Source organism: Candidatus Uhrbacteria bacterium, assembly GCA_016699205.1.
Classification (GTDB): Bacteria; Patescibacteriota; Patescibacteriia; order 2-12-FULL-60-25; family 2-12-FULL-60-25; genus CAIXDN01.
In genome coordinates this window covers 728724-742810 of the sequence record CP064964.1, presented here as the reverse complement: position 1 = coordinate 742810, position 14087 = coordinate 728724, and the positions used below count along the sequence as shown (strand labels likewise).

Here is a 14087-nt window from a genome sequence, read left to right as displayed (position 1 = left end):
GTCAATGCTCTATGTAAAATATTTCATATCCATGTTAACGGGACTCATCATGCGCAGTCTCTCGACAATGGCCGGCATTTCCTTGATCACATAGTCGACATCTTCTTGCATGGTCGAGTGCCCAAGAGTGAATCGAATCGATCCATGCGCCGCTTCATAAGAAAGCCCCGTCGCAAGAATCACATGTGATGGATCAAGCGAGGTCGATGCACAAGCCGACCCCGTCGACGCCATAATCCCAACCGCATCGAGATACAGAACAGCCGCTTCTCCCTCAATATCGATAAACGAGACATTCACGCTATTCGGCAAACGCTCCGTCGCATGGCCGTTCAGAATGGTTTTTGGGATTTTCATTAATCCGTCGGCGAGTCGATCACGTAACGCCGTCAGTCGCGCGCTTTCAACTTCTCGATCCGCCTGCACAAGCGCCAGCGCCTTAGCCAACCCAACAATTCCAGGTACATTCTCCGTCCCCGATCGAATATTCCGCTCCTGCCCTCCCCCGATGAAGAACGGCTGCAGCTTCACGCCCTTCCGAACATACAAAGCGCCGATTCCTTTCGGTCCATACATTTTCGATCCGTTAAGCGTGAGCAAATCGACATGAGATTTCTCGACATTGAGGTCAAGATACCCCGTCGCCTGACACGCATCGGTGTGCAGATAAGGAAACACCGTTTCCTTTGCCTTACGCCACTTCAAAATCTCGCGACCGATGTCGCCAATCGGCTGAATCGTTCCGATTTCATTGTTGGCCGTCATGATGGAAATCAAAACCGTGTTCGGCTTCAAAGCCGCAACAACTTCATCGACAGAAACCTGCCCCTCACGATTCACGCCAACGATCGTCAGCTCAATTTCCTTCTTACGATCCATAGCAATCAACGGCTCAAGCACAGCATGATGTTCGATGGCACTCGTGATGACGTGCGGCAATGCCTGCAACTTTTCCATCAAAGCTTTTGTGTGATATCGAGGCACGCCAATCACGGCCAAGTTATCCGACTCGGTTCCACCGGAAGTAAAAATAATCTCTTCTTCATGCGCACCAATCAAACGCGCAATCGTTCCACGCGCATCGGACACCGCATCCTTGGCCTGCATGCCAACGCTATGAAATGAAGACGGATTCCCAAAATCATCCGAAAAATACGGATTCATCGCCTCAAGCACACGGCTATCAAGCGGCGTGGTTGCGGCACAGTCAAGATAAATTATTTTGGTCGATTTCATACGGCAATTTCCTGAAGCTTGGTTTTCCGTAGTGTCGCAAGAACATCCTTCTGCAAAAACCCCCACAACTTTTTACTCTGGCACTTTGATTCCACCGGGCATCCATGCGACTCAAGACAAGGCACGAGGGAAACCGGTCCCTCCAGCGCAACCACGATCTCCTCCGCCGTGATCTCCGTAGCAGGCTTAGCGAGCTTGTAACCCCCTCCCGGCCCCTGACGACCGGCCACAAGCCCCGCCTTCTTCAAACTCCCCGCCACCTCCTCCAAATACCCTTCCGCCATGTTCATGGCCTTGGCGGCATCTTTCACACTCAAGAACCCATCAGCCGGCAAACTTGCCAGCTGGGTCATAAAAATAAGGCCAAAATGGTTGCGTTCAGACACGCGGAAAAGCGAATTCATATCAAGGATCCGCCTCAGGCGGAAATACCCAGTTAGTAGCTGGGAATTTACGTTTATGAAAGGTATTTGTCAAGCAATGATTGCTCAAAGAAATTCAAACGGCCCCTAACAGAAGTGTTAAGGGCCGAATGAGTAAGTGCTGTGGGAAAGAGCTAAGGGACCGAGCGCTAAGCGCTGGGCTGCTTGCGCACGGCGAGGAACCGGTAGCGGCCGTCCCAGTCGTCGTCGATCCAGTAGAAGTCGAGGCCCCGCTCAACGTCGTTCCAGAGGACGTACGGAGAGTAGAGGTCGTCGTCGTAGCGACACACCGAGCCCAAGGCCACGATCGGGAACTGCTTCTGCAGCTCCGGATACTTCGCCGCGAAGGCAAGCAGCTCCTCGTAGAGAGCGGGGCACAGGCCCTGCTTGTCGAGCTCCGCGAGAGCCTTGTCCGTGCTCACATCCTTGTTCAGATGCACGAGCTCGAACTCGATCTCACGGTTCTCAACCGAGACATCCTTGCAGATGTCGATCGGCTTGAACTCGGCGTTCTTGTAGCCGTCGTACACACAGTCGAACACCTTCTTGAGATCGGCGTAGGAGGGCTGGACGTAGATGACCTCGGCGCGGAAGCCGGTAGCAGCAGGAGATACGTCACCGCGGTAGGACGTACCCTTCTGCTCGCGCGGCTTATGACCCACGATCTCCATCGCCACGCGCCTACACTTCTCAGAATCGCTCAGCAGCGACCGCAGATCCTCATCCGATCCTCCCTCCGCCAGCACCGCGTCGGTGATGGACTTCAGAACCTGAAACGCGACTCCGTACGCAGACAGAAACTCACTCTTCTTGCGTGCCATGCGGCACCTCCGATCACGCTCGGCTTACCTCCCTATTCCACACAACGTGTGCAGAACTTGAGGCCTGCCTATCCGTAAGCAAAGATGAAACGATAAGTTTCAACGAGCAATAAGATATTACAGAAAATAAGCAAATTGTCAACCCACCCGCTTCTCCGATTTCCAAGCCAACCCCATCAAAACCGCAATAACCAAGTGCGCTACCCAAGACAAAAGTGGAATCGTGATAAACCCAAGCCACTCAATATACCGCGTCGTACAAGAAACGCCCGCAACACACGGCCCCACCCAATCCGGACGAATCCCCCAATTCACGGCGTAGTACAAAACAACGTGGTAAGTCGCAATTAAAAGACCGATAATCGCGAGCGGCAAAACGTATCGATACACTTTCGAATCCTTAAAATACATTCCAACAAACAGGATCGCGACCAGCGGATACATCGTGATGCGCTGGTACCAACACAAGACGCACGGCACCAAGTGCATCACCTCGCTGAAGTACAAGCTCCCCGTCATGGCCACAACCGCTTGTAGAAATGCGACGGGATAAAGATATGGGCGCATGTTATTCATCATAGAACTTAAGCGTGTAGACTTCGCGAAATGCGTAAGCTATTGGCCAGTACACTAACACTCGAGAACGCCATGGCAAGTCCGGCAAAAATCGGATTCACAACGCCAGTCATCGCAAGCGGAATCAACACAACGTTATACGCAAACGCCCAAAACAAATTCTGGCGTATCGTCTGGAAGGTTCTACGTGCAAGCCAGAGCGCGTCAGCCGCTTTGGACGGCGAACCATTCATGAGTACGATCTGTCCGGTCGCAATCGCCACATCCGTTCCCGTTCCCATGGCGATTCCAAGGTCGGCCTGCGCAAGTGCCGGCGCATCATTCATCCCATCGCCAACAAACGCGACTTTTTTTCCAGCCTCCTGAAGCCGCTTCACCTCCTCCGACTTTCCCGACGGTGAAATTTCAGACAAAACCATATCGATACCGAGTTCCTTGGCGACAGCATCCGCCGTCATGCGATGATCGCCCGTGATGAGCCCCGTTTCAATGCCATGTTCACGAAGCTTCTTAATCGCTCCCGCCGCATCGCTCTTTAATCTGTCACGCGCCGCAATCGCTCCAAGATATTTCCCATCCTTTGCGACAAGAATCACCGTCTTGGCTTCATGACGGAGAACCGTGAGCTGATTTGCATCCGTTGAGGACAATATTGCTCCCACCTCCTTCAAAAATGCTTCCGTTCCCAAACGAACTTCGTGACCCTCATGCATCGCTTGTACGCCCTTACCTGTCATCGCCTTAAACTCCTCGATGTGCGCGACCGATACACCGCGCTCCGTCGCCACCGCAAGCACGGCACTCGCAAGCGGATGTTCCGAGGCAAGCTCGAGACCGGCGGCAAGGGAAAGCAACTCCTTCTCCGATACACCTTCCGCAGGAATAATGTCCGTAACCGTCGGCTTCCCTTCCGTAAGCGTCCCCGTCTTATCAAACATCACAAGATTCACACGCCGCGCCGCCTCAAGCGCCGATCCTTCCTTCACAAGAATCCCGCGCTTAGCCCCCGCACCCGTCCCGACCATAATGGCAGCCGGTGTCGCCAATCCGAGCGCACAAGGACAGGCAACGATAAGAACGGTTACGGCATGCTTAATCGCTTCACCCAACCCAGTACCCATAACCCATAACCAAACACCAAACGTCACGATCGCCAAGACAATAACGATCGGAACAAAAACACCGGAGATCTTGTCGACAAGCTTTTCGACAGGCGACTTAGTCGCAAGCGCATGCTGAACCGTTGCCACAATCGCATCCAACGCCGACTCACCCGGTTTAACCGTCACCTTCATCGTAAACGATCCCGTACCGTTCACCGTCGCACCGTACACCAAGTCGCCGGCATGCTTTTCAACAGGAATCGACTCCCCCGTCAGCATAGACTCGTCGATGGATGAATGGCCCTTTTCGATCACGCCATCCATCGGAATGCGTTCACCGCTTTTCACAAGACATCGATCATCCGGCCGGAGCAAAGCCGCGTCTACATCCTCCGTTGTTCCATCCGGCTTCAAACAATGCGCCTCCTTGGCATGCAAAGAAAGCAAAACCTCGATCGCGGTACCTGCCTGCATACGCTGACGCGCCTCCAACCATTTCCCAAGCAGTAAGAAGAATACGACAATGCCAGCAACCTCAAAATACACATCGGCAGAACCAATCAGCATCGCATACGTACTCCACAAAGCGCGGAACCCGTTCCGACCGTCACTAAGGCATCCATTCCCGCTCGGAAATGCCGAACATCATTCCAAGTTCCAACATGAAATTTCCAACCAAGCACGAGAACTAAAATCCAAGCACTGATCGCAAGGACAGGCGTCGGTAACATCACAAACATACTGGCGATCAAAGGCAAGGCAAGGACTCCGGCGATCACAAGCCCGCGCATATCGATGTATCCGCCATGCGTCAGATGGCTCTCTCCATGTTTTGCATGCTCATCAACCGCATCATATCCATTATCCCGCACGGCATTCACGAGAGTTTCCAAGTGGACGTGCTCGCCATGCTCAATAGAGGCACGCTCACTCGCGTAGTTAACCCTTGCCTCGATGACTCCCGGAACCTTCTTCAAAGCCTGCTCGGTCGTAAGCGCGCATGAAGCGCAATGCATCCCAAGAATCTTTAATTGAGTTTTCATAGCATTAATCGACAACTTGGAATGAACCGCGAATCATACCCATCGCGCAGGAAAACGGAATTGTACCAGTACGAGACGGCGTAAATCGAACCGTATTCATCCCAAGAACAAGGCTCTGATTTACTCCGATGGTCGGCGCGACAATCGAACTCCGCACAGCCACTGACGTCGACACCTTCAATATCCCAACGTACGGGTACTCCCCGTTTCAAAACAAAACGGCTCGGACTAAAGGTCCCATACGCAACCCGCATACTCACGATTTGCTCTTCCGCTTGTACCGGCGCAACCGTCAATGCACCGCCCACGGAAACGATCGCACCTTCTAGCGTCACTGGCGATCCAAGCACGGTTAGCCCGCCGTCAATTTGCGCCACCGCAAACAAGGCGAGCATACCTCCGGTCGCAAGCTGAATCGCCCGACTCTTCATCGATGCCATCGATCCAAACAAACTCAACCCGACCAAAACGGGAAACGTACCGAGAGCGAAAACGCCCATCATCGTCGCTCCGACTTGAGCGGAACCGGAAGCCAAAGCCATAGTTTGTGCGGCCTGCGTGAATCCGCAAGGAAGCAAAAATGTCACGGCTCCAACCAATGGCGGAATCGCCTTACCGTGCTTGCCCGCAACGCCATGCGCAAAGCGGCCAAAGGCCATCGGAAGAGACACAAGACTGCGCGGCAAAAGATCGAGGAGATACAAAGCAACCCCCGCAAGCACGAAACCAAGAATGATACCGACAATACCGTATGCGCCCACAGACAGCGCAATCCCCTGGCCGATACCGCCGAGTAACGCACCTCCAACGACAAACGCAACCAATCGTCCGGTATGAGTAAGAGCCACGCTCATCGAATCCTTTCCGCTAAACGCGATGAGGAATGCACCGGTCGATGCGAGGCACGTGGAAACACTCGCCACCAAACCGAGAATAAACATAGCGGCATACGACGGCCCAACGGACGCGCTCGGAAGCAAAAATAGAAACGGCGAAATCATCCATTTCCAAACAAACCAAACCAACGCCACGGCGAGCAGCGCCTGCCAGAAACGCAGCCAAAACGAACGTTGTTTTGGAACTTCACAAACAGCATTCATAGATTCAGTCATGATACCCCTTTCACTCCCTATCGCAACGGTCGATGAAACGTAAATTCCCCGGAAGTACGCTTCCACTTTCCGCGCACAAACGTATAAACAAGCGGATGTGCCTTAGGCAGATCAAGAAAAGCGATGTCATCGTCACTAATTCCCTCCAGATATTTGATGGCCGTTCGAAGCGTATTCCCATGCCCGACCACAAGCACATCCTCTCCTTTACGCACGCGAGGAAGAATCTGCTTCACCAAAAACGGCTGTGCGCGATTTAACGTGTCTTCAAGACTTTCTCCCCCTCCCGGCGGACGTGCATGATACCCGCGGCGCCACGCGAGAACTTTTGCCGCGCCATATCGCTCTACCGCCTGCTGCTTGTCGAGTCCCTGCAACGCTCCATAATAACGTTCATTCAAAGACGTACTCTCAAAGACCGGGATTTCGCTCGTACCATACCCATTGGAATGCTTGGTCCAGCGATAATACTTCGCATCATGCTCGTGCTGAACAATCCCTGTGCGATTCTGATTCGCAAGCAAAAGAAACAATGTAAGGTGAGCACGTTCAAGCTTGGACGTGTAAGCCGCAGAAAAATCATATGCATCGCAATGCTTGGCACAAGCGCGAGCCTCGCGAATACCGTTTTCACTCAACGGAACATCGATCCAGCCTGTGAAACGATTCGAAAGATTCCAACGGGACTCCCCATGACGAACCAAAACAAGTGAGGCCATATCAATGGCGATATCGTACACGAGAATACAAAAAACCGCCCTCATGGGCGGTTTTTCATTTAACGCTGTACGATCGCTTTGAAACCGCCGTAAGCCACGGCGCTTCAAATCAAATAGAAGTAAAAATAATATTTATTTTTTCCAACGAGGTGCGAAGCCAGCCATAAAGGCAAAAAATCTTGCCTTCCAACGCGGTTCGCCTCTCGCAACGATCGCGTCAATCATCGCGCGCTTGAACTCAGCGAGATCATTACCGTCGTAAACGAGTTTGCCGTCGCGATAGCAATAAGAGCAATACTTTTCATGCTCACGGTTTGCGCCCTTTGGATCCTTGGAAAAAGGCATGAGGCAGCTTTCGCAGCTACCTTGAAGTGTATGGGTCATATCAATCGATAGCATAATACGACGATAACAAAAAAGAAAACCGACCTTTCGGGCGATTTGTTACATAAAAATTTTTAAATAAACGTAACTGACATGACTTTTCCTTCCTTTTGATATTCATTGATATGAGCGTCGAGGATTTCCTTAAGAGTTTGAAAGCGCCTAGGATCATTCTCTTCAAATTCTTTAAAATTAGTCACCTCAATTTCCAATGGAAAACTAAATTTCTTACTCGTTGCCCAAATACCACCTTCTTCAAGTGAGTATAGAGAATCATTCATCGCGTCCCAATTGCACCCCCATCCTATCCCATGCACATTACCTCTTGCCGGAATATTTCCGTCAGGACCTCCGAACTCAAAAACCTCTCCGAACTTAAGAAGCACGTCCCTTTCGGTCTTAAGCCCCAATAAATCGACGACTACTTTCATATTCATTCAATCCTAACACGATTGACGGCTGGCTGCGCCACGTGAACGACAGCACAACGGAGCCCCGTAAAATCCTCGTTGCTACTCGGATCACGGGGCACGTAAAAACGACAGCGTGAGGCTGTCGTTTTTACGTGGCGGAGAGGGAGGGATTCGAACCCTCGATAGCCGTGAAGCTATACTGGATTTCGAGTCCAGCGCGTTCGACCACTCTGCCACCTCTCCATTTGGTCGATAGGCAGCAGGATACTATCGACGAATGGCCTCTCGGTCAAGCTGAATGGTCGCTAAAAAAGCCAACAACCAAAACGCAATCGCAAGATCATTCTTGAAGTACGGGACGTCCACCAAGCCATGAATCAAGATGGCGATAAGAGGCGCCATCGCTATCCAAGAAACCCTTCGACGCACCCACGTCACGACAATCCATCCAAAGACAAACAAACCGACCAATCCCGCTTCGCTCCACACATTAAAAACGATCGTATGTGGATACTGGAATATCTCGATAAACGTCTTCTCATGATACGGCTTAAACACCGTCGGATACCCGCCAAATCCTGCACCCAAAACCGGCCTATCCTTCAACATGTTCCAAGTCTCCGTCCAAGTCCAAGTCCGAACTCTCCCCGACCACCCAGAGAACGTCGCCTGTTCGATAAAAGCATTTCGAAGCGGCGCGACAAGCGCGATCAAGACAACTCCAACAACAGCTAGAGCGATCGCCACCCGTCGCGTCTCCTTTCGCGCAAAAAGAACGAACCAAGTCGCAGACGCGAGCGCCAACATTCCCCCATCACTCTTCGCAAGAAACGCCGAGAGCCCCGCCATCGCCCAACTAATTAACCCCAACCAATCCTCCCTCTCCTTACGAAGGAGAGGGACCGAGGGAGAGGTGGCTCGAGCAAAGAGATACGCTCCCATCGGCACCACAAATAACGCGAGCGCATTCGGATACGGAAACGGTCCCGTCGCGCGCCTGCCTTCCGCGATCGAAACATTCCAAGGACTCGGAATCCCTTGCCCCGTAATGAACTGATAAATCGCCCAAAAGCCAACGATCGTGATCACCAGCCTCATCGCTTGCTCGATCCGCTTCCGATCAACAACCTCGCGCAATCCAAACAACAAAATAAAAACGAGCACCGGTTCCAAAACATACGCCCGCCACAATCCAAGCCCGGTCACGATCGATGGCGACCAAAACACCGCCGCCAACGTCGCAATCGACCATAACGCGACAGGCCATTTCCACTCCCCTATTTCCTTCCATCCCTTTTTCCAAATACCAATTCCAAATCCCAATGTCGCAGCAACAAACAAAACCAATAAATACGCTTCAAGTACCGTCGTCGGCAACGGTCCAATCTTGAATCGAACCAAATACAACGGAAGCGCCAAAGGCAGTCCCCAAATCATCCAAGTCGCCGCCTGCTTGTAATACGCTGTCCACGACTTCATACTAGCCATAGCCTACTCTATGATCACTAAAGAGCAACTCCGCGCCATGTGTTTTGACGAGGCAGGAACCGTCCGCCCCAAAGCCGAGGTCCGCGCCGAGATGATTAATAAATGCATTCTCGATGAAATGATGGACATCGATGAATCAGAAGATCTGATCGACAAATCCCTACGCGAATTCAATCTCTGGGGTGAACCGACGCTGGAAGATCTCCTCAAAGATGATGAACCTGATGATGTCATTGCGAACCCGTAGCAACGGGTGAAGCAATCTTGATCCCGCTCCTACGCTCAAGATTGCTTCGTCGTCGGACTCCTCGCAATGACAAATTAAAAACATCCCAATGAAGGGATGTTTTTATATTCGTCGGCAAGCATGGAACCGACGAACGCGAGGAGCTCGGCCCTCGCTCGCGACAAACGAATGATTACGTTTCTCGCGAGAGTGAAGTGCTGAACTGACCCAAACTTCTTATCATACCGTCCGACCGAGTCAAATGCCCTCGGTGGATAAGTTACTTCAAACGAAAGATCACGGCCTCTTCATCGGCATACACTTGTTGGAAGCGCAGATCATTTTTCAAAATCTCCTCCAGCTTCTGACCAGGCTTCCGTTCAACAAGAACCATGCGCGAATCAAATAGTCCGGAAATGACTTCAAAGGCGGTCGATGTATTTTTTCCAAGAGTCAAATCGGTATACGCATCAGATAAGGTCGATGAAGCCTGCAATAAAAACACCGGATCAAGTCCCGCGACATAACGCAAAGAATCATTCTTGTTCCACAGCAAAGGAAACTGGCCCCAATCAGGAATGAAACAATCGTTCGCCTGGTTTTAATTCATCAGAAACAATCTGTATCGATTTTTCAAAGCGTGTAAATGATTTAGCCGACGCTCGCAGCTGCTGCCGCGTCGCAATCGCGCCTTTACCGACGATAAACAACATCGCAACCACAAAAATATGCGGCAGATACCGAAACAATTTTCGTAATGAAGCAATGAGCTGCATCTCATCGATCTGCTGAAACAAACTTGCAAACCACAAAACAGAAACAGGAACGAGATACTCCACAAAACGCGCACTCTTAAACGTAAGCGCCAAAAAAATCGCAGAAAGTAACCCCAAGCCAATCGTAAATGAAGCCTGCACAACATCCAGTTGGCTTTTACGAGCCCTGACAAAACCAATAACGGCAATACATCCGATCACAATCAGCAATGACAGATGCATAAGCAGCTCCATTGGCGCATATGGGTACCATTCCGTTCCCATGATCACCCGTCCGATCGGCGTCGCAACACCAATCTGAAAAATCTGAACCCAAAGATACGGAATGGTCTCCGGAAAATTCGGATGAATAAACGATCCAAACAATCCCCCGCCCAATGTCGCGATCGCGATACGCATATCAGGCCAAACATGCTCTTCATTAACAAAGCGCGCATACACCCACATTCCCATTGAAAGAACGATCTGTGCACCGATCAGCAATGGCCAGCCGCCATGCGTGAACGCATAAATAGCGCCGATTAAAAATGCCCAAACGCGCGTATTCTTTTTCCAGGCGAGTATCCCCAAAAGAAACAGCCCGATCGCAAATGGCGATGCTTTACCCAGAGAAAGCCTCGTCATCATCGGTGGCATGGCAATCATCACGATGGTCCAAAACCAAGCATGACGTATCGAGAGCTTCTCAATCACCCATAAGGCAAGCATCGTAAATAGACCTCCAGCCACAACAGCGGCAATCTGCGCCCCGGCAAAACCCCAGCCATTTCACAAACGGCATCAAGAAATAATGGAACAAGAGATGCTGATCGTTGAATCCAGAATGAAGCACCGTTAAATCCAGCCACGGGAATGACAGCAATGGCCCACGCTCCAGCATCAAGGAGGCTATTTTTGCATGATAAAACGCATCCGGATCAGGAAAAGAACCCCAGATCTGGAACAAAGAGAACCAGGCCGAGCCAAGAAAGAATGCAACTGGAAAACGGAGCCACTTGAACATGTCCGAGATCTTAGCAGAAACGAAAAGCGCCCGCTCCAGAATTGGAACGGGCGCTCATCAGATTGTGTCCTTGCGGACGAAGGTGCGTTGTTTCAGCCGCCGCAGTGGAAGCGGCGCCGCATGCTCTCACGGAACAGGTCCGTGAGTCCGGTCGAGCGCTCGAGGCTCTCGCACGGATCGGCGGAGGCCGCAGACGGAGCGCTTGCACGTTCCGTAGAGCGGCGCTCGACGACGTGAGTCGCCGGCACGGCTGCAGGCACGACCGGGGCGGTCGGCGGAATCCGGGTGGGCGCTTCCGCCGTTCCCGTCATCCGTTCGATCGCGTCGGGCACATGTGCCGGAGCCTCGGCCGTTTCGGTCGTAGCGTCAGTGCTCTCCGTAGTCGCAGGGATCTCGATGGTCGAGATCGAAGCATCCACGGAAGCGCGGTTCGCGATGAAGCCGATCATGGTCGCCGCGATGAGAGCACCGCAAACGCCAACCAGTCCGTACTTGAGACGCTCGAACCACTTGCCACCCGGCATCTTGAGGATGCACATGATCGCGATCACGAGAACCGCGACCACGAGCAGCGCCTGCCACCAGCTCATGTTCATGAAACCATTCCACCAAGGAACGATTCGGTTCCACGTCTGAGCGAGCGGCGAATCGACGCTGTCGTAGTTCCAGTACCACGTTCCTCCAGGGAGGCCGAAGTACCACATCTCCGCACAGCGGTAGAGAAAGCCGCCGGTGAAAAACCAGGCGACGATCTTGCCCGCACGCTTGCGCGCCGGAGCCTCGTCGTTCCCCATCGCGATGGAAAACGTCGTCGTGCTCATGAGGCCGATGAAGGCCAGAAGCAGGAGCGAGACGATGAGCGGGTGATGCCACACAATCCCGAGCGCAAACACGCCAAGAATGAGGACACCGGGAGCGCTGAGTAGGAATTCCTTGAAGAGCTTCCACGTCTGCGCGAGCTGCTTGTCGAGATCCTTGGGCAGAAGCTCCTTGGCCTCTTCCCCTCGACATTGGGCAGCATGGTCAGAACCGAGTCCCAGCCGCCCTTGAACAGGGCGACCACGATCGATCCGACCACGCGGAACGCCGTACCGAGGATCACGGCCGTCAGCATCGCTGCAAAGAGCGAGATGAAAGCCGCGAGGATCGCGAACAGGATGAACTGTGCGGTCACGGGCCAGGGATTGCCCTCCAGGTTGGAGAAGCTACCCATGAGCGCGAGACCGATGCCGATGAGCAAGTATCCGAGGATCACGAGCGCGAAGGCTCGAAGTCCAAGGACTCGCATCGGACCAAAGCGCTGCTCACGCTCGGCACGCGCTTCCGCATCGGTCATGTTCACGGTGTCGGCCTCGAGCTTTTCGAGATCGGCACGCGTGATCGGCTTGACCTTTCCGAGCTTCACTCGCTCGCGCTGGATGACGATTCCGAGCACGAGGCTCCAAACCGTCCAGCACACGTAGGTGATGAAGCCCGCCTCCGGAACATGCATGCCCCAGAAGACGAGCGAGCCGGCGAACCAGCTGAGCATCGTCATCAGGAGGACGGGAAGCAGCAGCGGACGAACGCGGCCCGGCAGATTGTAGTTCCACCAGATCCGCGCCAGCTGCACATGCTCGACCATGAAGGACGAGACATCGCTGGCGAGCGCCGAGACCTGGTCTCGGTAGAGAAACAGGATGAACGGGGCGAGCAGAGCCTCTCCCCACTCGACGATCTTTCCTTGAGCTTGTCCATGAACCCTCTTCTCGGGACAATGTCCCGCTTTATCGTTGGATGACGTCCGCGCTCAATCCCCGTCCAACATGGACAAAGGATGCGCGGACGCCAATGGATCAGAACATGCGGCTGCGAGCCTTCACCCGATCCTTACGATCGGTGGCGCGGGCCGTGGCCTTGGTCGCGAAGTCGACCATCTCGGGTCCATCCGGCTCGAGGTACTTTTCCCCTTGCCACGGATGTCTCCGAAGAAGCGCTCGAGAGCGCTCTTGCCCGGTCCGAGCTTGGGGCTCTTCCTGAGCAGATGCTCCATCGATTCCGCCTTGACCTTGTCGGGCGCGCTGATGAACGAGAGCAGACGCTCTTCGCTCACCACGATTCCGGCACCAGACTCGTGCACCTCCTTGCGGAAGGCATCTTCCTGAAGCTGAAACCAGTCCCAGAAAGCGGTCTGCTTGTCCGCCGAGAGCACGGCCAGCGTGTCCCACAAGTTCCGGCCAGGAGCCGTCGCCCGGGACATGCTTGCTCGCAACGCGTCGATCGGAGCAGCGTGCTTGTTGAAGACATCCTTGATGATCGCCGTTTTCTTGGCGTCGTTGCCGACGAGCTCACCCTTACGCAGGGCGAGCTCCTCGAGCGACTCAATCAAGAACTTCTCCGTGACCTGTGCGACTGCCGCCGATTGGGAGAGCGTAAGCGCAAACATTCCGAGCGCGAACGCGAAGCTCTTCTGACGGTCCGGCGTATCGAGGATGCCATCGGGGACCATTCCCGCGGCCTTGCTGATGAGCGCAGGAGGAGCCGCCTTGAAGATGAGCTCGCCGAGCCGTCCAGAAATGAAGCCGGATGCTTCAGTGAGGTACAGCTTGCTGAGACCCGAGGAGGCGACACGGGGCACGTTGGGGGCATGGGACACCTTTCTCCGCCGCTTTTGGCGGAGGAACTGTTGATTGTTACAAACTCATGCTGTGAAACAGCGCCATTCCGGAAGAGACAATCCTCCAGAATGAACACAATAATATAGCACAAATTGCCCCCTTTGTCAA

At 53.2% G+C, this 14087-nt stretch carries 18 protein-coding genes and 1 tRNA gene; 1 reads left to right on the top strand and 18 read right to left on the bottom strand.

The window, feature by feature from the left end; all coding sequences use genetic code 11:
• Nucleotides 1-9: 9 nt before the first annotated feature.
• The 12 genes from IPH19_03625 to IPH19_03570 form a co-directional block, all read right to left on the bottom strand.
• Entirely contained in the window at nucleotides 10-1236 is a 1227-nt protein-coding gene (locus IPH19_03625) for an aminotransferase class V-fold PLP-dependent enzyme (protein ID QQR60476.1), read from the bottom strand.
• Complete coding sequence (locus IPH19_03620; GenBank protein ID QQR60475.1) at nucleotides 1233-1640, bottom strand: Rrf2 family transcriptional regulator; 408 nt, start codon at nucleotides 1638-1640, stop codon at nucleotides 1233-1235. The genes IPH19_03625 and IPH19_03620 overlap by 4 nt, the downstream gene beginning before the upstream one ends.
• A 167-nt stretch (nucleotides 1641-1807) precedes the next feature.
• Nucleotides 1808-2479: a hypothetical protein gene (locus IPH19_03615; protein ID QQR60474.1), complete on the bottom strand. Its 672-nt coding sequence runs from the start codon at nucleotides 2477-2479 to the stop codon at nucleotides 1808-1810.
• A gap of 138 nt (nucleotides 2480-2617) precedes the next feature.
• Nucleotides 2618-3055, bottom strand: coding sequence for a disulfide bond formation protein B (locus IPH19_03610; GenBank protein QQR61362.1), 438 nt, complete (start codon nucleotides 3053-3055; stop codon nucleotides 2618-2620).
• Nucleotides 3056-3063: 8 nt separating this feature from the next.
• Complete coding sequence (locus IPH19_03605) at nucleotides 3064-4725, bottom strand: copper-translocating P-type ATPase (GenBank protein ID QQR60473.1); 1662 nt, start codon at nucleotides 4723-4725, stop codon at nucleotides 3064-3066.
• Nucleotides 4719-5201 carry a cation-translocating P-type ATPase gene (locus tag IPH19_03600; protein ID QQR60472.1) on the bottom strand — a complete coding sequence of 161 codons (483 nt, stop codon included), beginning with the start codon at nucleotides 5199-5201 and terminating at the stop codon, nucleotides 4719-4721. Before IPH19_03600 ends, IPH19_03605 begins: the two co-directional genes overlap by 7 nt.
• On the bottom strand, nucleotides 5198-6301 hold the full coding sequence (locus IPH19_03595) for a sulfite exporter TauE/SafE family protein (GenBank protein QQR60471.1): 1104 nt from the start codon (nucleotides 6299-6301) through the stop codon (nucleotides 5198-5200). The genes IPH19_03600 and IPH19_03595 overlap by 4 nt, the downstream gene beginning before the upstream one ends.
• Nucleotides 6302-6330: 29 nt before the next feature.
• A complete protein-coding gene (locus IPH19_03590; GenBank protein QQR60470.1) occupies nucleotides 6331-7032 on the bottom strand; it encodes a 2,3-diphosphoglycerate-dependent phosphoglycerate mutase in 702 nt (233 codons plus the stop codon).
• Nucleotides 7033-7164: 132 nt separating this feature from the next.
• Complete coding sequence (locus tag IPH19_03585) at nucleotides 7165-7377, bottom strand: hypothetical protein (GenBank protein QQR60469.1); 213 nt, start codon at nucleotides 7375-7377, stop codon at nucleotides 7165-7167.
• A 113-nt stretch (nucleotides 7378-7490) separates the two neighbouring features.
• Nucleotides 7491-7853 carry a barstar family protein gene (locus IPH19_03580; protein QQR60468.1) on the bottom strand — a complete coding sequence of 121 codons (363 nt, stop codon included), beginning with the start codon at nucleotides 7851-7853 and terminating at the stop codon, nucleotides 7491-7493.
• A 129-nt stretch (nucleotides 7854-7982) separates the two neighbouring features.
• Nucleotides 7983-8072 (bottom strand) — tRNA-Ser (locus IPH19_03575).
• A gap of 24 nt (nucleotides 8073-8096) precedes the next feature.
• Complete coding sequence (locus IPH19_03570; protein QQR60467.1) at nucleotides 8097-9308, bottom strand: O-antigen ligase family protein; 1212 nt, start codon at nucleotides 9306-9308, stop codon at nucleotides 8097-8099.
• Between the two features lie 19 nt (nucleotides 9309-9327).
• Between IPH19_03570 and IPH19_03565 the strand changes: the two genes are divergently transcribed.
• Complete coding sequence (locus tag IPH19_03565; protein QQR60466.1) at nucleotides 9328-9564, top strand: hypothetical protein; 237 nt, start codon at nucleotides 9328-9330, stop codon at nucleotides 9562-9564.
• A 259-nt stretch (nucleotides 9565-9823) separates the two neighbouring features.
• Here the strand turns inward: IPH19_03565 and IPH19_03560 are convergent, their stop codons facing one another.
• The 6 genes from IPH19_03560 to IPH19_03535 form a co-directional block, all read right to left on the bottom strand.
• Nucleotides 9824-10099: a hypothetical protein gene (locus tag IPH19_03560; protein QQR60465.1), complete on the bottom strand. Its 276-nt coding sequence runs from the start codon at nucleotides 10097-10099 to the stop codon at nucleotides 9824-9826.
• A gap of 16 nt (nucleotides 10100-10115) precedes the next feature.
• Nucleotides 10116-11027: a hypothetical protein gene (locus IPH19_03555; GenBank protein QQR60464.1), complete on the bottom strand. Its 912-nt coding sequence runs from the start codon at nucleotides 11025-11027 to the stop codon at nucleotides 10116-10118.
• Entirely contained in the window at nucleotides 11005-11322 is a 318-nt protein-coding gene (locus IPH19_03550; protein QQR60463.1) for a hypothetical protein, read from the bottom strand. The genes IPH19_03555 and IPH19_03550 overlap by 23 nt, the downstream gene beginning before the upstream one ends.
• Nucleotides 11323-11414: 92 nt before the next feature.
• Nucleotides 11415-12143: a hypothetical protein gene (locus tag IPH19_03545; protein QQR60462.1), complete on the bottom strand. Its 729-nt coding sequence runs from the start codon at nucleotides 12141-12143 to the stop codon at nucleotides 11415-11417.
• Nucleotides 12140-12934, bottom strand: coding sequence for a hypothetical protein (locus tag IPH19_03540; protein ID QQR60461.1), 795 nt, complete (start codon nucleotides 12932-12934; stop codon nucleotides 12140-12142). The genes IPH19_03545 and IPH19_03540 overlap by 4 nt, the downstream gene beginning before the upstream one ends.
• A 246-nt stretch (nucleotides 12935-13180) precedes the next feature.
• A complete protein-coding gene (locus tag IPH19_03535) occupies nucleotides 13181-13939 on the bottom strand; it encodes a hypothetical protein (protein QQR60460.1) in 759 nt (252 codons plus the stop codon).
• Nucleotides 13940-14087: the final 148 nt, after the last annotated feature.

Excerpts from the sequence above, each read along its gene's own strand:
- IPH19_03625 (QQR60476.1), bottom strand. The coding sequence starts at position 1,236 with ATGAAATCGACCAAAATAATTTATCTTGACTGTGCCGCAACCACGCCG.
- IPH19_03620 (QQR60475.1), bottom strand. The coding sequence starts at position 1,640 with ATGAATTCGCTTTTCCGCGTGTCTGAACGCAACCATTTTGGCCTTATT.
- IPH19_03615 (QQR60474.1), bottom strand. The coding sequence starts at position 2,479 with ATGGCACGCAAGAAGAGTGAGTTTCTGTCTGCGTACGGAGTCGCGTTT.
- IPH19_03610 (QQR61362.1), bottom strand. The coding sequence starts at position 3,055 with ATGAATAACATGCGCCCATATCTTTATCCCGTCGCATTTCTACAAGCG.
- IPH19_03605 (QQR60473.1), bottom strand. The coding sequence starts at position 4,725 with ATGCTGATTGGTTCTGCCGATGTGTATTTTGAGGTTGCTGGCATTGTC.
- IPH19_03600 (QQR60472.1), bottom strand. The coding sequence starts at position 5,201 with ATGAAAACTCAATTAAAGATTCTTGGGATGCATTGCGCTTCATGCGCG.
- IPH19_03595 (QQR60471.1), bottom strand. The coding sequence starts at position 6,301 with ATGAATGCTGTTTGTGAAGTTCCAAAACAACGTTCGTTTTGGCTGCGT.
- IPH19_03590 (QQR60470.1), bottom strand. The coding sequence starts at position 7,032 with ATGGCCTCACTTGTTTTGGTTCGTCATGGGGAGTCCCGTTGGAATCTT.
- IPH19_03585 (QQR60469.1), bottom strand. The coding sequence starts at position 7,377 with ATGCCTTTTTCCAAGGATCCAAAGGGCGCAAACCGTGAGCATGAAAAG.
- IPH19_03580 (QQR60468.1), bottom strand. The coding sequence starts at position 7,853 with ATGAATATGAAAGTAGTCGTCGATTTATTGGGGCTTAAGACCGAAAGG.
- IPH19_03570 (QQR60467.1), bottom strand. The coding sequence starts at position 9,308 with ATGAAGTCGTGGACAGCGTATTACAAGCAGGCGGCGACTTGGATGATT.
- IPH19_03565 (QQR60466.1), top strand. The coding sequence starts at position 9,328 with ATGATCACTAAAGAGCAACTCCGCGCCATGTGTTTTGACGAGGCAGGA.
- IPH19_03555 (QQR60464.1), bottom strand. The coding sequence starts at position 11,027 with ATGCTTGCCTTATGGGTGATTGAGAAGCTCTCGATACGTCATGCTTGG.
- IPH19_03550 (QQR60463.1), bottom strand. The coding sequence starts at position 11,322 with ATGTTCAAGTGGCTCCGTTTTCCAGTTGCATTCTTTCTTGGCTCGGCC.
- IPH19_03545 (QQR60462.1), bottom strand. The coding sequence starts at position 12,143 with ATGAGCACGACGACGTTTTCCATCGCGATGGGGAACGACGAGGCTCCG.